A 20,735-nucleotide genomic window follows, 5' to 3' on the forward strand; every position below is an offset into this window, starting at 1 on the left:
TTTTAAATAGGTGGTGAGAACTAATGGCATCTTTACGCGATATAAAAACTCGTATTACATCAACAAAAAAGACGAGCCAGATTACAAAAGCGATGGAAATGGTTTCTGCTGCAAAGTGGAACCGCGCTGTGCAAAATGCAAAGGCGTTTCAGCCTTACATGGATAAAATCCAGGAGGTGGCAGCGAGTGTTGCAGCAGGCAGCAAAGGTGTGAACCATCCCATGCTGGTATCCCGTCCTATAAAAAAGACCGGTTACCTGGTAATCACTTCTGACCGTGGATTGGCTGGGGCATATAACAGCAGTGTGCTGCGACATGTGTTCCAAACCATTAAGCAGCGCCATAAATCTCAAGATGAGTACGCCATCATAGCCGCCGGCCGTGTGGGCCGCGATTTCTTCGTGAAGCGCGGAATCAACGTAGAGCTTGAAATTGTTGGTCTTCCTGATCAGCCTTCATTTGCTGATATCACTGATATTACTGGCCCTACAGTCGGAATGTTCTCAGATGGAACCTTTGATGAATTGTATATGTATTACAACCACTATGTCAGTGCCATCCAGCAGGATGTTACAGAAAGAAAGCTGCTTCCTTTAACGGATATAGCTCCAACCGGCAAAATGGTTTCATATGAATTTGAACCTTCTGCCGAAGACATTTTGGAAGTATTGCTGCCACAATATGCAGAAAGCTTAATTTTCGGCGCAATCCTTGACGGAAAAGCAAGTGAGCACGCTGCACGTATGAGTGCAATGAAAAGTGCTACGGATAATGCAAAAGAGCTTATCAATTCACTTTCACTGCAATTTAACCGCGCTCGTCAAGCAGCGATCACGCAGGAGATCACCGAGATCGTCGGCGGTGCAGCTGCATTAGAATAAATAAAGTAAAAGGGGAGAGAAGCGCGAACGTGAAGCTTCTTCCCTATTATATATTTGTTTCGTCTTAAGTAATGATAGGAGGGAAAACGATGAATAAAGGACGCGTTACCCAAGTCATGGGTCCGGTTGTTGACGTAAAATTCGAAAGCGGACAGCTTCCTGAACTTTACAACTCACTTAAAATCCAACAAGCGGCGTCTGATAATGCTGTGGCAATCGATTTAACTTTGGAAGTTGCCCTTCATTTAGGTGATGACACTGTACGTACAGTAGCGATGGCTTCTACTGACGGTTTAACTCGCGGAGTAGAAGTACAAGACACTGGTGCTCCGATTTCTGTACCAGTTGGTGATGTAACATTAGGGCGTGTTTTCAACGTACTAGGAGAAAACATCGACCTTGATGCCCCAATCCCTGCTGAATCACGCAGAGATCCTATTCACAGACAAGCTCCTACTTTCGAGCAGCTTTCTACAACTGTAGAAATCCTTGAAACAGGAATTAAAGTAGTAGACCTTCTTGCACCATACATTAAAGGTGGAAAAATCGGTCTATTTGGCGGTGCCGGTGTAGGTAAAACGGTACTAATCCAGGAACTTATCAATAACATCGCTCAAGAGCACGGTGGTATCTCTGTATTCGCCGGTGTTGGAGAGCGTACTCGTGAAGGAAACGACTTATTCCACGAAATGAGCGATTCCGGCGTTATCAAGAAAACAGCTATGGTGTTCGGACAAATGAACGAGCCTCCTGGCGCACGTATGCGTGTTGCCCTGACTGGTTTAACAATGGCTGAATACTTCCGTGATGAGCAAGGACAGGACGTTCTGTTCTTCATCGATAACATCTTCCGTTTCACACAGGCAGGTTCTGAGGTATCCGCGCTTCTAGGCCGTATGCCATCTGCCGTTGGTTACCAGCCGACACTTGCAACTGAAATGGGTCAGCTTCAAGAGCGTATCACATCTACAAACGTTGGATCTGTAACATCTATCCAAGCGATCTATGTACCAGCCGATGACTATACGGATCCGGCTCCTGCTACAACGTTCGCTCACTTAGATGCTACAACAAACCTTGAGCGTAAGCTTACAGAGATGGGTATCTACCCTGCGGTGGATCCTTTGGCTTCAACTTCACGTGCGTTGACACCAGAAGTTGTAGGCGAAGAGCACTACAATGTTGCCCGTCAAATCCAGCAGACATTACAGCGTTACAGAGAACTTCAGGATATCATTGCCATCCTTGGTATGGACGAATTATCCGATGAAGATAAATTAGTTGTTCACCGTGCACGCCGTGTTCAATTCTTCTTATCTCAAAACTTCCACGTAGCCGAGCAGTTTACTGGCCAAAAAGGTTCTTATGTTCCTGTTAAGGAAACCGTAAAAGGCTTCAGAGACATTCTTGACGGCAAGTACGATGACCTGCCGGAAGATGCTTTCCGTCTAGTGGGACGAATTGAAGAAGTAATTGAAAAAGCTAAACAAATGGCGTAGGTTAGGGACCTAGGAGGGTATGAAATGAAGACATTACAAGTCAGTGTTGTTACTCCCGATGGCCCAGTATATGATGCAGATGCACAAATGGTAAGCACCAAGGCCCAAAGCGGCGACCTTGGTGTCCTTCCTGGCCACATTCCGATGGTAGCACCGCTTGAGATAGGTTCTGTCCGCGTGAAAAAAGACGGAAGCACAGAATTCATCGCAGTAAGCGGAGGACTATTAGAAGTGCGTCCAGACAAAGTGACCATCCTTGCTCAATCTGCTGAAAAAGCTGATAATATTGACCTTGCTCGTGCAAAGGCTGCTGCAGCCCGCGCCGAGAAACGTCTCCAGGATAAAAGCGATCACGTCGATGCCCGCCGTGCCGAATTATCCCTAAGACGTGCCATCAACCGCATTTCATTGGCGGAAAAGAAATTTTAATACAACAAGCCAGCACCCTGTCGTTCCACTTTTTCTGAAGTGGAACGGGAGGGTGTTTTATTGTTTGGGTGGCCGTGTTGAAAATTTTTACATCATGAAATCCCCATAAAAATTGATTTACCCCTCTTAAATACGCATTTACCCCTCATATACGTTCATTTAGTCCTCATAAAATCTGAAATACCCCTCATAAAACGCTTATCGGAAGGCAGTGACCAGGTTTTTGCACGATTTAGGTATTAATCCTAAGGATATAGCAAAGAACAGGCTATATTTTTATGAAACTAAAAAAGTTTTCGGATTCCTAGTGCCGCTAACTTCTAAGAAGGCTACTTTTTCGAAAAACCACCAACCGGCCACAAAGTTAATAACTTCTACAAATGTAAAATAAAAAGTTAACCTTGTGAATAAAATGATTACTAACATGTAATCTTGTTCAGCAGTAAGTTCTCTTTTAATAAAAACTGTGCTTTTTTATCCAAACAATTAATAAACTAAATTAGAGCGGGGACAATCTTAGTTTAAGAATACGGGGGATTATCGACACTCATATATAAGAATGATATAATGAATACGCTTACAAAATAGTTTGATAGTTCAAAACTATACGATAATGGAGGGGTTGGCATGGATTTATTGAATAGCTACCAGAATAATTATCTGATAGTGTTTGTGTTTCTGTGTCTTGGCATACTGCTGCCAGTCGTGGCACTTTTTTTGGGGAAATTGCTGAGGCCTCATAAACCGGAAGAGGCGAAGTATACCACGTATGAAAGCGGTATTGAACCCTTTCATGATTCGAGAATTCAGTTTAATGTCCGCTATTATATCTTTGCCCTGATGTTTGTCATTTTTGATGTTGAAACTGTCTTTCTTTATCCGTGGGCAGTAGCTTACGATAAATTGGGCATTTTTGCTTTGATTGAAATGCTTATTTTTGTGATCATGCTGGCCATTGGCCTTATCTATGCTTGGAAAAAGAAGGTGCTGAGATGGATGTAACAAAGCTGGAAGGATTCACTGAGGAAGAAATGCAGGAGCTGAGAAGGAATGTTTTTCTGGCCACCCTTGAACAAATTAAGGCTTGGGCGAGAAGTAATTCCCTTTGGCCGATGACATTTGGACTTGCTTGCTGTGCGATTGAAATGATGGGAGTCGGATCCTCACATTATGATTTAGACCGCTTTGGATCGTTTTTCCGTACTTCACCGAGACAGTCCGATGTGATGATTGTTTCAGGGACCGTCACGAAAAAAATGGCCCCAATCCTCCGCAGGCTATATGACCAGATGCCTGAGCCAAAATGGGTAATAGCGATGGGTTCATGCGCAACAGCCGGGGGTCCATATGTGAAATCCTATTCGGTTGTAAAAGGCGTTGACCAAATTGTGCCTGTGGATGTATACATACCCGGATGCCCGCCGAATCCAGCTGCCTTGATCTATGGAATAAATAAATTGAAAGAGAAAATTCGCTACGAGGCTAAGACCGGGAAGAAGGTGATTTAATCGTGAGCGAAGAAAAAGACATAGAACTAGCAAAGAAAAAAGCCGCGGCCGCAGCAAAAGCTAAAGCAGCAGCCATGGCAAAACTGAGAGCGAAGGAAAAACAAAAGGCTGGAGCAGCTGAACAGGAAATTTCAGCAAATCAAGCTGAAACCAGCCAGCCTGAAGTCCAAATAGTTGAAACAGATTTAGAACTTGCCAAGAAAAAAGCCGCAGCCGCTGCAAAGGCAAAAGCCGCTGCCATGGCTAAGAAAAAGCAAGCCGAAGAAGCTGACCCCATACCGTCCATACAACACAAACCAGAAAACCTCACACCCAGTCCAGAAATCACCACAGCAGAAACCAATCTCGAATTAGCAAAGAAAAAAGCGGCAGCAGCCGCTAAAGCCAAAGCAGCAGCACTCGCCAAAAAGCAAAGTGAAGCTCCCACAGAAGAAGGAGACGAAAAAGCGAAAGCAATTGCGGCAGCCAAGGCGAAAGCAGCAGCTGCTGCAAAAGCAAAGGCCGCAGCCCTCGCCAAAAAGCAAGGCGATGCTCCCACAGAAGAAGGAGACGAGAAAGCGAAAGCAATTGCGGCAGCCAAGGCGAAAGCAGCAGCCGCAGCAAAAGCAAAGGCCGCAGCCCTGGCCAAAAAGGAAGGCAATGCTCCAGCAGAAGAAGGAGACGAGAAAGCGAAAGAGATTGCGGCAGCCAAAGCCAAAGCAGCAGCCGCAGCAAAAGCAAAGGCCGCAGCCCTCGCCAAAAAGGAAGGCGATGCTCCAGCAGAAGAAGGAGACGAGAAAGCGAAAGCAATTGCGGCAGCCAAGGCGAAAGCAGCAGCCGCAGCCGCAGCAAAAGCGAAGGCCGCAGCCCTGGCAAAACAGGGAGGCACAACTGATGATGCAGGCGACGAGAAAGCAAAAGCAATTGCAGCAGCCAAGGCAAAAGCGGCAGCAGCAGCTAAAGCCCGTTCTGGAGGAAAAGCAGCCGTCAGCGGCGAGGCTGGTGAAGATAAAAAGCCTTCTGTGAACCAGCCGATTCTTGAACGATACATAGAAATAATTGAACAGAGTCTTGGGCAAGGCTTGCTTGAGGATTCCTATATTAATGGTTTGTCCAAGGATGTACCCACTCTCGTGGCAAAAAGGGAATCGTATTTTAAAATAGCCGAGCTTTTAAAGTTTCACGAAGGCTTGAATTTCGATTATTTGTCTGAACTGCATGGTACAGATTACGAGACTCATATGGAAGTGTATGTTCATTTGTTTTCCTATACACACCGGCACTCGGTTGCACTTAAGGTCAAAATAGACCGCGATGAGCCGGTGATCGAGTCGCTGGCTCCTTTGTGGCAGGGAGCCAATTGGCCGGAGAGCGAAGCGTATGATTTGCTGGGAATCAGGTTCAGCGACCATCCGGATTTAAAGAGAATCATGCTTGGTGAAAGCTGGGTCGGGTATCCGCTGCGAAAAGATTATGAACCTTATGATGTGGAGGTGTAGCCGATGATTCGAACAGAGGAAATGCTATTGAATGTCGGGCCTCAGCATCCGAGTACACACGGGGTTTTCCGGCTTGTTATCAAAATAGATGGAGAAGTCATCAAAGAGGCAACACCGGTTATCGGGTATCTGCATCGGGGGACGGAGAAGCTGGCGGAGGACCTTCAGTACACTCAGATCATCCCATATACGGACCGGATGGATTATCTGTCAGCCATGACAAACAATTATGTGATCTGCCATGCAGTAGAAACGATGATGAACATTCAGGTGCCGGAGAGGGCCGAATACTTAAGGGTACTGGCCATGGAGCTTGGCCGGGTCGCCAGTCATCTGGTATGGTGGGGGACCTATCTCCTGGATATTGGAGCAGTCAGTCCGTTCCTGTATGCGTTCCGGGAAAGAGAAATGATTATTAATCTATTAACGGAGCTGTCAGGGGCAAGGCTGACTTTCAACTATATGCGTGTAGGCGGCGTGAAGTGGGATGCACCTGAAGGCTGGATTGAAAAGGTCCGTGAATTTGTGCCTTATATGAGGGAGCAGCTGAAGGGCTATCATCAGCTGGTTACCGGAAATGAAATATTTATGAAGCGTGTAAAAGGGGTAGGCGCTTATTCAAAAGAGGAAGCCGTCAATTATTCACTAAGCGGTGCGAACCTGCGCTGTACAGGCGTGAAATGGGATCTTCGGAAGGATGAACCGTATTCCATTTATGACCGTTTTGATTTTGATGTGCCTGTTCGGACCGATGGAGATGCGTGGGCCCGTTACGAATGCCGGATGGAGGAAATTGTGGAGTCGCTGAAAATTATCGAACAGGCGGCTGATCAGTTTCCGAATGAAGGAGAAATTATGGCTAAGGTTCCGAAAATCATCAAAGCCCCTAAAGGAGAAGCGTACGTTAGAATCGAGTCGCCCCGCGGGGAAATTGGCTGCTATATCGCCAGTGACGGAAAGAAAGAGCCTTATCGTTTGAAGTTCCGACGCCCATCCTTTTACAATCTTCAAATCCTTCCGAAGCTGCTAAAAGGAGAAAACATGGCCAATTTAATTACGATTCTGGGGGCCATTGATATTGTACTTGGGGAGGTGGATGGATAATGGTTGAAGATCTGCTGGCATCATCTCCTGGACTCCTGAACTTCGGAATCTTTTTCTTGCTGGCGACTGTACTGCTTCTGGTGATTCTAGGTTTTGTTACATATGCCATACTGGCCGAACGCAAGGTCATGGGCTTTATGCAGCTGCGGCAGGGCCCCAATCAGGTTGGAGGCAGATGGGGGCTCCTGCAGACGGTTGCGGATGTCTTAAAACTATTAATCAAGGAAGATACCATCCCAAAGGCTGCTGACAAGCCGCTGTTCATTCTTGCACCTGTGATCGCCTTTGCACCTGCATTTATGGTCGTAGCCGTCATTCCTTTTACAGATAAGCTCCAGTTTGCTGATATAGGGGTCGGCCTTCTGTATTACATCGCCATTTCCGGTTTGTCCACGGTAGGGATTGTAGCGGGCGGCTGGGCATCGAACAACAAGTACGCGCTTCTTGGCGGGATGCGTGCAGCAGCGCAGATGATTTCATATGAAATCCCGCTGGTCATGTCTGTGCTCGGTGTCATTCTCCTTGCTGGGAGCCTTAATCTAAACGATATTGTTGATGCCCAAAGCAACGGCTGGTTTATTCTTAAGCAGCCGATCGGATTCATTATTTTCCTCATTGCATCCATTGCGGAATTGAACCGGACACCGTTTGATCTGCCGGAAGCAGAATCAGAGCTTGTAGCCGGCTTTCACGTAGAGTATTCAGGGTTCCGCTGGGCCTTTTTCATGCTTTCCGAATATGTATACCTCTTTGCGATGGCGTCGCTGACCACTGTCCTGTTTTTGGGAGGATGGGGTCCTCTGCCATTCATGGATTTTATACCGGGTGCTGTTTGGTTTAGTTTGAAGTTCAGTTTGATTGTCTTCCTCCTTATCTGGGTCAGGGTGACGCTGCCGCGTATGAGAGCCGATCAGCTGATGGAGTTCGGCTGGAAGGTCCTGCTGCCGGTGGCACTCGCCAACATCTTTCTGACTGCATTACTGAAGGAATTAGTTGATTTCATGTAATAAAATACCCGGGGAATAAAAGGGCCGGCGTGCCGTGCCAAGCAGTGCCGGCCCAGCTTCTAATGAAGGGGTGATTTCTATGATAGGATTGGCCAAAGGTTTTTCATATACCCTGAAAAACCTGACCCGTAAAAAAGTAACGTATGATTATCCGAATGAGCCGCTGCCGCTGCCGGACCGTTTCCGGGGCATTCAAAAATTTTATCCAGAAAAATGCATTGTCTGCAATCAATGCTCTAATATTTGTCCGACTGACTGTATTCAGCTGACCGGCAAAAAGCACCCTGATCCTTCAAAAAAAGGAAAAATCATAGATACGTATGACATTAATTTTGAAATTTGCATTTTGTGCGATCTTTGTACAGAGGTATGTCCGACAGAAGCCATCATTATGACGAATAATTTTGAGCTGGCGGAATACAGCCGTGACCAGTTGTTCAAGAATCTCGAATGGCTGGATGAAAATGATGAACATAAACGGACGGTGAATAAACCATGAGCCTCTCAGGAGAAATGATTGCGTTTATCATGCTGTCTCTCGTTGCCATCATCGGCGGCATTTTACTAATCAACCTGACAAAAGTCGTCCATATGGTGATTGCCCTTGTCTTCACTTTTGTCAGTGTGGCTGGGCTCTATGTACTGCTCTCAGCGGAATTCCTGGCGGCTGTTCAGATCCTCATTTATTCCGGTGCCATTACGATCATCATGCTCTTTGGAATCATGCTGACCAGACACAATGATTCTAATGAGAAAACGGCGGGTCTTTGGAGAAAATTGATGCTGTTTGCCGGGATTGCGGGATTTGGACTTGCGGTTTATGCAGGGATTTATAATCTTGATATTCCCGTGCAGGAAACGAAGCTCCATGAAGATAACACAAGGCAGATTGGGATGGCTCTGTATTCCGATCACATCATTCCTTTCGAATTAACATCGGTGCTTTTGCTTGCTGCCCTAATCGGAGCGATTATCCTCGCTAAAAAGGACGATGAAGAGAAGGAGGGAGAAGAATAATGAACTCTGTACCTCTTTCGGCTTATTTAGTTCTTGCACTTATTCTTTTTTGCATAGGTTTATATGGGGCGTTAACTAAAAGAAATGCTGTGATCGTACTCATATCGATTGAGCTGATGCTGAATGCCGTGAATATTAATCTGGTAGCCTTCAGCAAGCTTGGGACGGCCCCTTCTATTTCCGGCCAGATTTTTACCCTCTTCACGATAACCGTTGCAGCTGTTGAAGCTGCCGTTGGACTCGCCATTTTAATGTCACTTTATAACCGGCGTAAAACGGTCAATGTTGACGAAATGGACCAATTAAAACATTAAGCTGCTAACTATAAAGATTGCAATTCATTAAGAAAGCTTAAACGCTTTCGCATAATGAAAAGGGGATTTTATGCCATGATGGAGAATGCATGGATTATACCGCTTTTCCCGCTCATATCGTTCCTGCTGCTGCTTCTGCTAGGAAAAAGGCTGAAGGAATCCAGTGCATATATAGGAATTGCTTTTACACTGTTTTCTTTGATTTTTTCTTTGCTTGTTTTAGGGGACCGATTTACATCGCCAACCTATAAAACAGGAGCAGAGTGGCTGAAGATAGGAGATGTAAGAATTAGGGCGGGCTTTGAAGTCAACCAGCTGAACGCGCTGATGCTTGTGATTGTGTCGCTGGTCAGTTTTCTTGTACATATGTATTCCAAAGGATATATGCAGGGAGAAAAGCGTTTTTCGGTCTTTTATGCATATCTGGGCTTATTCACGTTTGCTATGCTGGGGCTGGTGATTTCACCCAACCTTTTACAGCTTTATGTATTCTGGGAGCTGGTCGGCCTTGGATCCTTCTTGCTAATCGGCTTTTACTTTTATAAAGAAGAAGCCAAACAGGCAGCAAAAAAAGCGTTCATCATGACCAGGATTGGCGATGTTGGCCTGTTTATCGGCATGATTCTCCTGTTCTGGGAAACTGGAAGCTTTGAATATGATGCCATTTTTAAAGCGGCCCATGAAGGAAACCTGAGTGAAGGCATGATTACCCTGACAGCTATCCTCATTTTTATCGGAGCTATGGGAAAATCGGGACAATTTCCGCTTCACACGTGGCTTCCGGATGCAATGGAAGGGCCAACGCCTGTATCTGCGTTGATTCATGCGGCGACGATGGTAGCAGCCGGGGTATACCTGGTGGCCTCCATGTTTCCATTATTCTCGGAAAGCAGTACCGCGATGCTTATAGTAGCGGCAACCGGGGCGTTTACGGCCATATTTGCAGCAAGCATCGGCCTGGTCCAGACGGATATTAAAAGGGTACTGGCTTACTCAACCGTCAGCCAGCTGGGATATATGATGCTGGCGCTAGGTACGGCGGGATATGTGGCTGGGGTATTCCATTTAATGACGCACGCTTTTTTCAAAGCGCTCCTCTTCCTTGCAGCTGGAAGTGTGATACATGCAGTCCATACACAAAACATTGAGGAAATGGGCGGACTTTGGAAAAAGCTCCGCATTACAGGTCCGCTGTTCTTGATTGGCACACTCGCGATATCAGGAGTCCCTCTCTTTTCAGGATTCTTCAGTAAGGATGAAATTCTGGTGTCGGCTTGGAATCATGGAAATTATTTCTTATTCTTATTGGCGCTGATCGCCGCTTTCTTTACAGCTTTTTATATGTTCCGCTTGTTTTTCCTTGTATTCGCAGGTGTACCGAAAAAAGAAGCAGGGAATGTGCATGAATCACCCGCTTCGATGACGATACCGATGCTGGTTTTGGGAGTGCTTGCAATAGTCAGCGGTTACGTGAATACCCCATGGTTCGGAACCTTCCTGGGAGACTGGCTCACGAAAGGGAATACGTATCTCGAGCACGGCCATGGAGACAGCCCAGTCTGGATTATGCTTGCCGCTACCATTGTTTCACTGGCGGGAATCATCCTTGCCTATTTGATTTACAGCAAGCGTACCATTTCAAGAGACTGGCTCGGCGGGCAGGGAAGCATGCTGCACAATATTCTTTTCAACAAGTATTATGCAGATGAATTTTATAATCTTTCAATCGTAAGACTGACTGGAATACTTGGGGTATTTTTCAGCTATATTGATAGATTCATTGTTGAAGGGCTCGTCAGCCTAGTTACGGGTACAGTCCAAAAGCTTGGGAAAATGGGTTCGCGAATGCAGACCGGCCAGGTTCAGCAGTATGGAACGATCGCATTCTTCGGGCTTGCTGTCCTATTGATACTATTTGCGCTCACAGGGGGGATCTTTGAATGAACGATTTACTGCTTTCAATCTTAGTATTCTCCCCGCTCCTGGGCATTCTGGTGTTATGCATGATATCTAGAAGCAATGAACGGGCCGTCAAATGGGCGGGCATTCTGGCAACAGTACCTGCGCTGGCGCTGTCTTTGTTCCTTTACAGCTCCTACTTGGGAGGAAGTGATTTATCCGCTTTTTCTATAAAACTGGACTGGATCAGATTCGGTAATCTTGCGGATGTGGATTCAAAATTATTTGCAGTAGATTATGAACTGGCGCTGGACGGATTTGCGCTGCTGATGGTTCTTTTAACAGCCGTACTTTCGACTCTGGCGGCAATCGCCTCTGTTTCTATAAGTAAAGAATGGAAGGGATATTTTATGCTGTTCCTTCTTCTTGAAACGGGAATGCTCGGTGTTTTTATGGCCCAGAATATGGTGTTATTTTTCATATTTTTTGAGATTACCCTAATCCCGGCCTTTTTCCTTATCGGCAAATGGGGATACTTCGAAAAAGAGAAGGCGGCTTACAGCTTCTTAATTTACAACGGATTCGGTTCAGCTGTACTGCTGATTGTGATCATGGTATTGTTCGCCCGGGCAGGGACTTCGAATATCGAGGCTTTAAGCTATATCATAAATGTCGGTGGAGTGTCGCTTGTAGCTCCCATATCGGAGGGGATGAAATACGGGCTCTTGATCGCGCTGCTGATTGCTTTTGGTGTGAAACTGCCGATTTTCCCGCTGCATACCTGGATGCTGCGTGTACACGTCCAGGCACCGCCGCCTATCGTCATGCTGCATGCCGGAGTGCTTTTAAAGATTGGTGCTTTTGGGTTGATCCGTTTCGGTCTGGGAATTTTTCCGGAACAATTTAAGGACTTATCGGTCATCATAGCCGTACTGGGTGTGATTAATCTTCTGTACGGGGCGTTTCTGGCGTTCATACAGAATGAGTTCAAGATGGTGCTTGCTTATTCATCGATTTCCCATATGGGGATTGTGTTGATCGGGCTTGGAGCGCTGAATGAATCCGGCATCCAGGGGGCTATTTTCCAGGTTGTTTCACACGGGTTAATCGCAGCCCTGTTGTTCTTCCTGGTTGGCGTGATCCACGAAAGAGTTCAGACTACTGCCCTTCCTAACCTTGGCGGCCTTTCACACAATATGCCGCTCACCTCAGGCTTTCTGTTAGCAGGAGCAATGGCATCCCTCGGACTGCCAGGTATGTCAGGCTTTATCAGTGAGTTTATGGCTTTTCTCGGACTGTTTAAAACAGACCCGCTTCTGGCAGGCATAGGTGCATTAGGAATTATAATCACAGCTGTCTATCTCCTCCGGGCTGTCATGGGAATGACATTTGGCAGGCAGGGTGCATCTGTAAGAACCAGGCTTGTTTCCGACCTGAATGCTCTTGAGATGGTGCCAGTGCTTGTATTGCTTGCTTTTATAGTTACTATAGGCGTTTATCCAACAATCTTAAGTAATCCGCTGGAAGATACGATTCAATTGATCATGACAGGCATAAGGGGGCAGGCAGGATGAATGCAGACACACTTCTTTCCTATCAATGGGGTCAAATGGCCCCGGAATTCATTATCCTTGGAGTAGCAGCCCTTCTGTCACTTCTCGATTTGTTCCTGCCTAAAAGTTATAACAGAAGGTCGCTTGCATGGATTGCACTGGTTGGAATATTGATAGCAGTTCTTTCGCTGATAGGCCTCTTTGACAGTAAAACGGCCTCCATTCTACACGATACCTTCCGGCTGGACTCGTTCGGAAAAGCATTTAAGCTGATTCTATTAATCGGGGCAGCCTGCGTGATCGTACTCGCTGAAAGCTACGATCCGAGGGAAGGATTTAAGAAATATAGAGGGGAATTTTATTACTTATTCCTTACCGGCTTGCTTGGAGCCATGGTCATGACATCAAGCGGAGATCTGATTACCCTGTTCGTCGGACTGGAGCTGTTATCCGTTTCATCCTATATACTCGCGGGAATGCGCAAGAAACATGCAGGATCCAATGAAGCGGCAATAAAGTATGTAATAAATGGCGGCATTTCCACAGCCATCACCCTATTTGGGATGAGTTATCTATATGGATTAACCGGCACCACGAATTTAATGGAAATGAAGGATGTCATGACCGCACAAGCTGCAAGCGGGCAATACATGTATCTGTACGGACTGGCATTTTTCATGGTCCTGGTCGGACTTTCCTTCAAGCTTGCCTCCGCGCCTTTCCATATGTGGGCTCCGGATGTGTATCAGGGATCCCCGACACCCGTAACGGCCTTTCTGAGTGTGGTTTCTAAAACGGCTGGCTTTGTCATCTTACTTAGAATTTTACTAACCCTTTTTCTCACCATGCCGGGAGACGAATCACAAACATTCTCATTTCTGGAAACCCACAGCATCTATATCTCCTGTCTAGCTGGAATTTCCATTATTGCCGGAAACGTTATTGCTTTGAGACAGAGAAATATAAAAAGAATGTTTGCCTATTCAAGCATTGCCCATGCCGGTTATATCTTAGTTGCGATTTCAGCACTTGGATATTTCACCTTTGATGCCGTCTGGTTCTATCTGATGGCTTATCTGCTGATGAATCTGGGTGCATTCGCAGTGATCCAGCTGATCACGGACGCTTCAAACTCTGAAGATATCGCTGACTTTGCAGGACTTTACCGGCGGTCGCCGCTCCTGGCAGCGGGCTTTGCCGTCTTCATACTATCGCTTGCAGGAATACCGGGTACAGCCGGATTCATCGGCAAGCTCAACATCTTTATGAATGCTCTCATGACAGACCCAGGACATTTTGTCCTCGCTTCCATCATGATCGGCGGAACGGTCATATCCTATTTTTACTACTTTGGAATTATGACACAGATGTTCTTCAGGCCGGCTGCAACGACCGAGAAAATAAAAGTCCCAGCCGGCATCGGCACAGTCGTCGTCATAGCGCTCGCAGGGACCATACTCTTTGGAGTAGCGCCAAACACAGCCCTGGACTTCCTGCATCATAACTTTGGGAGCTTTAATGACTTTTTGAAGTGAAATTACGTGAAATGAACAAGGGCCGGCCGAGTGGTGGTCCTTGTTTTTATGTTTTTTTGGGAGGTTGATCCATTCTTTCATAAAAAATACTCGGGGGCTAAATGGGCGGATAAACTTGAAGGGCACTAGATAAGCTATATGACTTACATTGCATTTAAGCGTATATGCTACGTATATGCCGTATAAAGGAGGATAAGCGAGTATACCTTACGATTAGGAGGGACAGAAGGTAAGCTTAATGCCTTATGATAAGAAAGAGGTCACAAGATAAGAGTTAAATGCCTTACGATAAGCATAAAGTCCGAAAGATAAGCATAAATACCTTACAATGAGCATAAAGGACCTGAGATAAGCATAGGCCAGGCGCGCATAAGCATAAAACTTCGAAACATAAGCATAACCCTTCAGAACTTAAGCATAAAACTCCGAAACTGAAGCATAAATCTAAAAAACTCAAGCATATACTTCCAGCCGGTCACCACTAGCCTCTATAAAAATACTAAAATATTCAAAATTACTACATTTCCACGTTTTATAAGCACGATAGCCATCAAAGAGGTGAGCTAATCATTAAAAAAGGAGGTTGAAAGTGAATTTTTAGAAGGTATTACGTTCTGGGCAGGTCTTTTTTAGACTGATTCCATGTTAACCGATATTTACATCGGCCCCAATCATATATTAATATCCCTTTCAAACTTCATCAAACTGAAAAATTTCTACTGTAAATACACTCCAAAATGCTTTCGCCTAATGGATCCCCCCGTCAAGCCTCCTAATCCGTTTTTGCCGTACCCCCATTCTGAACCCCTATTAACAATAAAATCAATTAAATTTAAATAAATTTTAACGAATTCTGTAACCTCAAGGGGACTGTCCTCGTCTAACTAAATGGGTCCCAAAATGGGGACTTTAGAACTCATGGGAATTTTTGTAACAAATATTTAACATTTTTGAAAAATAGTAGAATCTTCATGAAGAAGATGCCCTTATCCTGTGTTAGAATGGAAAAATGGTAATCTGAATGTAAAGGAGCATGGACATGGTTTCTACTATTGGACAGCAGGCGCTATTGGGCATAACAGTACATCTTTTTTGTTTTGCACTTACATGGTGGGCTCTGCAGGCTTTGAACTTTGACAAGATGCTTAGGTCAAACAGGGTATTGCAGGCACGTGTTCTTTACATACTCCTGACTATTGCCATTGGTTCAGCAGTTGCTGGATTTCTGTTAAACTACTTATTTTGGTCCAACCAGCTTCCTTATTTGATGAACTGATTTAAGTTGTGGCATTTTTGTGAATGAAGTCACAGAGTCACACTCCGCAGGGCGCTGTCATAAAATGGCGACAAACGCCCGGTATGATTTATCCTCTTTCGGTAACACTGTTACTAATGAGGAGGAGTTGTACCATGTCAAAAAAATATATTCATATATTGATATACGCGGCCCTGGCTGGTTTTATATACCTATTTAGTGGGAATACTACGACTATAGCAAAAAATGGCACTGATTTAGAAAGAATCGTAAAAGTTTTACAGTCGCATGATGAGATGGAGATTAAGGAATGGTCGGTATTTGCCAGAGGAATAGATGAAGAGACAAACACTACTGATCAATACTATAAAAAAGTACATGACTTCAAGAAGAAATATGCTGAATTTGATTGGAAACAGGCAGAAAACGACAATTCTCTCACAGCCGCCGGGACCAGGAAAAATAAGCAGACGGGGACTCTGGAAACCATAAAAATCATGATGACCCTCACAAAATCCAATCCCACTACGTATATCCTATATGAGACAAAGGGAACTCAGTGGACTGAAGATAACCTCCTCTATATAAAGTGGGATTTTCTTTTGAGAACAAATGACATTTTTCGGGAAAATCCATCAATTTTCACTTGTATAAAAGGGGAAATCAATGATAAGATTGGGAAGGTTTTATCATTTTATGTAAACGAGATGGTAGACGAGTTTCTGGCGCATGAAATAGAGAGCATCAAAGAAGAAAACTTCGTATCTGTCTCAGCGCACTCGACAGAGTTTAACAGCTTTTTAATGAAGGACCAAATGAATCTGCAGCTTGCCATGAGAAAAGAAGGATTGGGCGGTAAGACTACCTTTGTAGTTGGCACACCCATAATCACATTTGAATATTAATATAGAGAAATTGGACGCGGAGGGGAATACTTTTGGAAAAAATCATCGTCCGCGGCGGGAAAAGGCTTAGCGGAACCGTAAAAGTTGAAGGAGCAAAAAATTCCGTTTTACCTGTAATCGCTGCAACACTATTAGCAAGTGATGGAAAAAGTATCTTAAAAGACGTGCCGACTCTCTCCGATGTATATACCATCAATGAAGTATTGAGAAAGCTGAACGCTGATGTAGCGTTTGACAATAATACAGTTACAGTGGATGCATCAAGAGAGTTATTGGAAGAAGCACCATTTGAATATGTACGCAAGATGCGGGCATCCGTATTGGTCATGGGATCATTGCTCGCTAGAAACAGCCGTGCACGCGTTGCACTTCCAGGAGGATGTGCAATCGGTTCACGCCCGATAGACCAGCACTTAAAGGGCTTTGAAGCAATGGGCGCAAAAGTGAAGGTAGGAAATGGTTTTATCGAGGCTGAAGTAGACGGTAAATTAAAGGGAGCGAAAATCTACCTGGATTTCCCTAGTGTTGGCGCTACAGAAAACATTATGATGGCTGCCGCTTTGGCTGAAGGTACAACTATCCTTGAAAATGCAGCAAAAGAGCCAGAAATAGTAGACCTTGCGAACTTCATTAACAAAATGGGCGGTAAAGTACGTGGTGCTGGAACTGCTACTATTAAAATTGAAGGCGTTGAAAAGCTTTACGGTACGGAACACTATATTATTCCTGACCGTATTGAAGCAGGTACATTCATGGCAGCTGCAGCTATTACAGGTGGAAATGTGCTCGTAAAGGGAGCAGTGCCGGAACATCTATCTTCTTTAATTGCTAAAATGGAAGAAATGGGCGTTACTATTATTGAAGAAGAAGAAGGACTGCGAGTAATTGGTCCGGATCAATTAAAAGCGGTTGATATCAAGACGATGCCACATCCAGGATTCCCTACAGATATGCAGTCACAAATGATGGCATTGCTTCTTCGTTCCACAGGAACAGGGATGATTACAGAAACGGTCTTTGAAAACCGTTTTATGCATGTTGAAGAATTCCGCCGTATGAATGCGGAAATCAAGATTGAAGGACGTTCTGTTATAACAAACGGCCCATCTAATCTTCAAGGGGCAGAGGTTATGGCAACAGACCTTCGTGCAGCTGCTTCGCTTATCCTGACTGGACTAGTTGCAGAAGGTGTAACAAGGGTCACTGAATTGAAGCACTTAGACCGCGGCTATGTGGATTTCCACGGAAAATTAGCAAGCCTGGGTGCAGATATTGAACGTGTGAATGAAGATGTACATGAAAACGAATCTATTGCAGCAGAGAATGCGTAATAACTGAATTCTGTACTTTTTATATAATAATCAAGAGCTGAATCCTATTTGGGTTCAGCTTTTTGATTACTAGGGAAGATTTAGCCCTTAAGAGAGTCTAGTAAATATATAGGGAATTGAAGTTATAATTGCTAGCAGGACACCATACATATAAGTAAGCAGCATGTGAAATCAGGCAAGCAACGCTGCCACACAATCGTATAGGGGGCGCCATTGTTGAAAGCAGTTAAACCTATGATAATTCTGATTATCGTCACAGCAGTAGTCATTCTCATGATCCCGGCCATACTCGTGCTTCCTTTTGCAAATGAATCAGCGAGCGGCAAATTGGTAGAAAACCTTGAGGACAGCAAGAAGGTGAACACAGTGAAGAAGAATGAAGGACCTGCACTTGAGGTATCTGTATACAGAGAGGCGGCACAGCATATTGAGGATGTTCCTCTTGAGGATTATGTGCGGGGAGTGGTTTCAGCAGAAATGCCGGCAGACTTCGAACCAGAAGCCTTAAAAGCACAGGCACTGACTGCAAGGACCTATATCGTGAAGCAGCTAATCTCTAAGAATGTAAAGGATGCACCCAAGGGAGCCAATGTAACCGATACAGAATCGCATCAGGTGTATAAGAATGATAAGGAATTAAAAAGAATCTGGGGATCCGATTACAGCTGGAAAATAAAAAGAATTAAAACAGCCGTCGAGGAGACAAGGGGACAGATTCTTACATATGATTCAGCTCCCATTGAAGCCACTTTTTTTTCAACGAGCAATGGGTACACCGAAAACTCTGAGGATTATTGGCCCAATAAAATCCCTTACTTAAAAAGCGTAGAAAGTCCCTGGGACAAAGATTCCCCTAAATTCTACAGCCAGCAGGTCATGTCGATAGAAGACTTTGAAAATAAATTAGGAGTCAAACTCAGCAGTAAAGCGGCCATCGGCACCATCACAGCCAAAACAGCCGGAAAGAGGGTCGCCAAGGTCGAAATCGGCGGCAAGGAACTGACCGGCAAGCAGATCCGGGAAAAACTAAACCTAAAATCATCCGACTTCTCCTGGATCCGCAAAGGAGACAGTGTCATCATCTACACAAAAGGCTTCGGCCACGGAGTAGGAATGAGCCAATACGGAGCCAACGGAATGGCCAAAGAAGGCAATACCTACAAAAACATCATCAAACACTACTACCAGGGAGTCGAAATTACAGCGGCGGCCCCCTACCTCACCAAAATAACAGCTAACAAATGATGGGGGACTGTCCCCAATTTCCCGGGGGTAGGTTCCCTTGCGGCTGTAAGGATCGGTGTGGGGCTAGTCTTTATTTCCCAAAGAAGCATCGGCGCTTATGTATCAGGCGCCCAGGCTTTTTATGTTAATAATGATGGGGGACAGTCCCCAATTTCCCGAAGGTTAGTTCCCTTGCGGCTGTAAGATCGGGTGTGGGGCCAGTCTTTATTTCCCCAAAAAAAGCCTGTGCGCTTAAATTTAACGCACAGGCTTTTTGCGTTTACTTATGATCCAATAGGCGACAGTTACCCCGATGATGTCTTTGGCTACATCTATGAGCGAGGAGCTTCTTGATGGCACAAAGGACTGGTGGATCTCATCCAGCACGCCATTCAGGCATGCAGCGGCTGCTGCGGCTATATTAAGGGCTGGTGTAAGTCTGCCGTGTACTTTCAGTGCAGCGGCAAATAATACGTATAGGATCGCAAATTCAATCAAGTGCAGGGATTCTTTAAAATAGGCATCCACTTTAGAGGAGTTTAACTGGACAACCATGTCATCCGGATTGCTGGACATAAACCAGATCAGCCCCATGTATAGAAAAGGAAGAATGGTAATCACAGTTTTAACGGTTTTATTCACTTTGTACCTCTTTTCTTATTGTCTATATTCCAGTGCAGGAAGAACAGTAAAGCCAGCGGAACTGCACCATCCAGACGATGGCAATGCTCCAATTCCTCCTCTTATTTTACCAAAGAAAAAAATAATGCATAATCTATTTGATTTAGTTAAAAACTAAGTGGAAAAATTTTTTTTGGACAAAGTGTATATATTTTCTGATTTCTGTTCACAATGGCTGATGAGGTGATAAACATGAGAGAGGAAGAAAAGAAACGGACTTCTCAAAATTCAAAAATCCAACGTATTATAAAGAAGCGTTGGGCACTTCCAGCCATCTACATCTTGGTAGCAGCAATCGTTTTATCAGCAGCTTTATGGTATCAAAATGCAGGCAGCAATTCAGCTAATCCGGATGATAAAAAATCAGCCGAGCTTGGCAAAAATGAAAAACAGCCTGCAGTCGAAGCAAACCGCAGCTTAGAGAATTTCTCCATGCCGGTTAAAGATCAAGACAATTCTGTTGTGAAAAAAGACTTCTATGATGAGAAAGCTTCTGAGGAAGAAAAGGAAGCAGCCCTTGTATTCTACAACAATACGTATCAACAAAATAAAGGTATGGATATTGCCATGAAAAATGGCAAGGATTTTAACGTAATTGCTTCATTAAGCGGTAAAGTCACTAGAGTTGATGAAGACTCAGTTCTTGGAAATGTGGTTGAAATTGAGCACAGTAAAGGAATTGTGACACGTTATTCCTCCGTACAGGATATAAAAGTTGCGGTTGGAGACGAAGTTTCTAAAGGACAGGCTATTGCCAAGGCTGGACAAAGCTTGTTAGATGAAGAAGCAGGTACACATGTTCACTTTGAAATTCGCAAAGATGACGTTGCAGTAAATCCTAAGAGCTTTTTTGAGAAATCACTTGCTGATCTTCAGGAAACAAATGTAGCTCCTGATGAGTCAGAAAAGGTTACGGAAGAAGACCAGTCAGACGCTGAAGGTACAAAAGAAGAAAACGTATCGGAAGGCGATACAACAGAAGAAAGCCAGTCTAAAAAAACTGAAGACCAAGGCACTCCTGCTGAAGAAAAATCAGAAGAAAATACAACTGACTCACAATCTAAAACAAATTAAAAACGTCAAACTTTCCCGTTTGAATAAAACAACTGAACGAA

Annotated in this window: 20 protein-coding genes; 19 read left to right on the forward strand and 1 reads right to left on the reverse strand. The window is 44.7% G+C overall.

Annotated features, from left to right (window positions below):
- Positions 1–23: 23 nt before the first annotated feature.
- The 18 genes from atpG to spoIID all read left to right on the forward strand — a co-directional run bounded on the left by atpG (position 24) and on the right by spoIID (position 18,960).
- Positions 24–881 carry an ATP synthase F1 subunit gamma gene (gene atpG / locus CUU66_RS00625; protein WP_101639751.1) on the forward strand — a complete coding sequence of 286 codons (858 nt, stop codon included), beginning with the start codon at positions 24–26 and terminating at the stop codon, positions 879–881.
- An 89-nt stretch (positions 882–970) separates the two neighbouring features.
- A complete protein-coding gene (gene atpD, locus CUU66_RS00630; protein ID WP_101639752.1) occupies positions 971–2,380 on the forward strand; it encodes a F0F1 ATP synthase subunit beta in 1,410 nt (469 codons plus the stop codon).
- Between the two features lie 24 nt (positions 2,381–2,404).
- Positions 2,405–2,809, forward strand: coding sequence for a F0F1 ATP synthase subunit epsilon (locus CUU66_RS00635; protein ID WP_101639753.1), 405 nt, complete (start codon positions 2,405–2,407; stop codon positions 2,807–2,809).
- A gap of 627 nt (positions 2,810–3,436) precedes the next feature.
- Complete coding sequence (locus CUU66_RS00640) at positions 3,437–3,811, forward strand: NADH-quinone oxidoreductase subunit A (protein WP_101639754.1); 375 nt, start codon at positions 3,437–3,439, stop codon at positions 3,809–3,811.
- Positions 3,802–4,317, forward strand: coding sequence for a NuoB/complex I 20 kDa subunit family protein (locus CUU66_RS00645; RefSeq protein ID WP_101639755.1), 516 nt, complete (start codon positions 3,802–3,804; stop codon positions 4,315–4,317). The genes CUU66_RS00640 and CUU66_RS00645 overlap by 10 nt, the downstream gene beginning before the upstream one ends.
- A 74-nt stretch (positions 4,318–4,391) precedes the next feature.
- Positions 4,392–5,795, forward strand: a complete 1,404-nt coding sequence (locus CUU66_RS00650) for an NADH-quinone oxidoreductase subunit C (protein WP_180955116.1) — start codon at positions 4,392–4,394, stop codon at positions 5,793–5,795.
- 3 nt (positions 5,796–5,798) lie between these two features.
- A complete protein-coding gene (locus CUU66_RS00655; RefSeq protein ID WP_101639757.1) occupies positions 5,799–6,899 on the forward strand; it encodes an NADH-quinone oxidoreductase subunit D in 1,101 nt (366 codons plus the stop codon).
- Entirely contained in the window at positions 6,899–7,906 is a 1,008-nt protein-coding gene (gene nuoH / locus CUU66_RS00660) for an NADH-quinone oxidoreductase subunit NuoH (RefSeq protein WP_101639758.1), read from the forward strand. The genes CUU66_RS00655 and nuoH overlap by 1 nt, the downstream gene beginning before the upstream one ends.
- Before the next feature lie 79 nt (positions 7,907–7,985).
- Complete coding sequence (nuoI, locus tag CUU66_RS00665; protein ID WP_101639759.1) at positions 7,986–8,405, forward strand: NADH-quinone oxidoreductase subunit NuoI; 420 nt, start codon at positions 7,986–7,988, stop codon at positions 8,403–8,405.
- Positions 8,402–8,923: an NADH-quinone oxidoreductase subunit J gene (locus tag CUU66_RS00670; RefSeq protein WP_101639760.1), complete on the forward strand. Its 522-nt coding sequence runs from the start codon at positions 8,402–8,404 to the stop codon at positions 8,921–8,923. The genes nuoI and CUU66_RS00670 overlap by 4 nt, the downstream gene beginning before the upstream one ends.
- Positions 8,923–9,237, forward strand: coding sequence for an NADH-quinone oxidoreductase subunit NuoK (gene nuoK, locus CUU66_RS00675; RefSeq protein WP_101639761.1), 315 nt, complete (start codon positions 8,923–8,925; stop codon positions 9,235–9,237). Before CUU66_RS00670 ends, nuoK begins: the two co-directional genes overlap by 1 nt.
- Positions 9,238–9,312: 75 nt before the next feature.
- Positions 9,313–11,181: an NADH-quinone oxidoreductase subunit L gene (gene nuoL, locus CUU66_RS00680; RefSeq protein ID WP_101639762.1), complete on the forward strand. Its 1,869-nt coding sequence runs from the start codon at positions 9,313–9,315 to the stop codon at positions 11,179–11,181.
- A complete protein-coding gene (locus tag CUU66_RS00685; protein ID WP_101639763.1) occupies positions 11,178–12,710 on the forward strand; it encodes an NADH-quinone oxidoreductase subunit M in 1,533 nt (510 codons plus the stop codon). Before nuoL ends, CUU66_RS00685 begins: the two co-directional genes overlap by 4 nt.
- Positions 12,707–14,224: an NADH-quinone oxidoreductase subunit NuoN gene (gene nuoN / locus CUU66_RS00690; protein ID WP_101639764.1), complete on the forward strand. Its 1,518-nt coding sequence runs from the start codon at positions 12,707–12,709 to the stop codon at positions 14,222–14,224. Before CUU66_RS00685 ends, nuoN begins: the two co-directional genes overlap by 4 nt.
- Before the next feature lie 1,039 nt (positions 14,225–15,263).
- Positions 15,264–15,500: a DUF1146 family protein gene (locus CUU66_RS00695; protein ID WP_101639765.1), complete on the forward strand. Its 237-nt coding sequence runs from the start codon at positions 15,264–15,266 to the stop codon at positions 15,498–15,500.
- A gap of 134 nt (positions 15,501–15,634) precedes the next feature.
- Entirely contained in the window at positions 15,635–16,384 is a 750-nt protein-coding gene (locus CUU66_RS00700; RefSeq protein ID WP_180955096.1) for a YwmB family TATA-box binding protein, read from the forward strand.
- Between the two features lie 32 nt (positions 16,385–16,416).
- Positions 16,417–17,715, forward strand: a complete 1,299-nt coding sequence (gene murA, locus CUU66_RS00705; protein ID WP_101639767.1) for a UDP-N-acetylglucosamine 1-carboxyvinyltransferase — start codon at positions 16,417–16,419, stop codon at positions 17,713–17,715.
- A gap of 216 nt (positions 17,716–17,931) precedes the next feature.
- A complete protein-coding gene (gene spoIID / locus CUU66_RS00710) occupies positions 17,932–18,960 on the forward strand; it encodes a stage II sporulation protein D (RefSeq protein WP_101639768.1) in 1,029 nt (342 codons plus the stop codon).
- Between the two features lie 237 nt (positions 18,961–19,197).
- Here the strand turns inward: spoIID and CUU66_RS00715 are convergent, their stop codons facing one another.
- A complete protein-coding gene (locus CUU66_RS00715; protein ID WP_257967858.1) occupies positions 19,198–19,581 on the reverse strand; it encodes a VanZ family protein in 384 nt (127 codons plus the stop codon).
- Between the two features lie 231 nt (positions 19,582–19,812).
- Between CUU66_RS00715 and CUU66_RS00720 the strand changes: the two genes are divergently transcribed.
- On the forward strand, positions 19,813–20,694 hold the full coding sequence (locus CUU66_RS00720) for a M23 family metallopeptidase (RefSeq protein ID WP_101639769.1): 882 nt from the start codon (positions 19,813–19,815) through the stop codon (positions 20,692–20,694).
- Positions 20,695–20,735 lie beyond the last annotated feature (41 nt).

Source organism: Peribacillus deserti (assembly GCF_002863585.1).
In the GTDB taxonomy this organism is placed as follows: domain Bacteria; phylum Bacillota; class Bacilli; order Bacillales; family DSM-1321; genus Paraperibacillus; species Paraperibacillus deserti_A.

Bases quoted from the DNA above. Each gene is read 5' to 3' on its own strand.
- atpG (WP_101639751.1), top strand. From the start codon at position 24: ATGGCATCTTTACGCGATATAAAAACTCGTATTACATCAACAAAAAAG.
- atpD (WP_101639752.1), top strand. From the start codon at position 971: ATGAATAAAGGACGCGTTACCCAAGTCATGGGTCCGGTTGTTGACGTA.
- CUU66_RS00635 (WP_101639753.1), top strand. From the start codon at position 2,405: ATGAAGACATTACAAGTCAGTGTTGTTACTCCCGATGGCCCAGTATAT.
- CUU66_RS00640 (WP_101639754.1), top strand. From the start codon at position 3,437: ATGGATTTATTGAATAGCTACCAGAATAATTATCTGATAGTGTTTGTG.
- CUU66_RS00645 (WP_101639755.1), top strand. From the start codon at position 3,802: ATGGATGTAACAAAGCTGGAAGGATTCACTGAGGAAGAAATGCAGGAG.
- CUU66_RS00650 (WP_180955116.1), top strand. From the start codon at position 4,392: ATGGCAAAACTGAGAGCGAAGGAAAAACAAAAGGCTGGAGCAGCTGAA.
- CUU66_RS00655 (WP_101639757.1), top strand. From the start codon at position 5,799: ATGATTCGAACAGAGGAAATGCTATTGAATGTCGGGCCTCAGCATCCG.
- nuoH (WP_101639758.1), top strand. From the start codon at position 6,899: ATGGTTGAAGATCTGCTGGCATCATCTCCTGGACTCCTGAACTTCGGA.
- nuoI (WP_101639759.1), top strand. From the start codon at position 7,986: ATGATAGGATTGGCCAAAGGTTTTTCATATACCCTGAAAAACCTGACC.
- CUU66_RS00670 (WP_101639760.1), top strand. From the start codon at position 8,402: ATGAGCCTCTCAGGAGAAATGATTGCGTTTATCATGCTGTCTCTCGTT.
- nuoK (WP_101639761.1), top strand. From the start codon at position 8,923: ATGAACTCTGTACCTCTTTCGGCTTATTTAGTTCTTGCACTTATTCTT.
- nuoL (WP_101639762.1), top strand. From the start codon at position 9,313: ATGATGGAGAATGCATGGATTATACCGCTTTTCCCGCTCATATCGTTC.
- CUU66_RS00685 (WP_101639763.1), top strand. From the start codon at position 11,178: ATGAACGATTTACTGCTTTCAATCTTAGTATTCTCCCCGCTCCTGGGC.
- nuoN (WP_101639764.1), top strand. From the start codon at position 12,707: ATGAATGCAGACACACTTCTTTCCTATCAATGGGGTCAAATGGCCCCG.
- CUU66_RS00695 (WP_101639765.1), top strand. From the start codon at position 15,264: ATGGTTTCTACTATTGGACAGCAGGCGCTATTGGGCATAACAGTACAT.
- CUU66_RS00700 (WP_180955096.1), top strand. From the start codon at position 15,635: ATGTCAAAAAAATATATTCATATATTGATATACGCGGCCCTGGCTGGT.
- CUU66_RS00720 (WP_101639769.1), top strand. From the start codon at position 19,813: ATGAGAGAGGAAGAAAAGAAACGGACTTCTCAAAATTCAAAAATCCAA.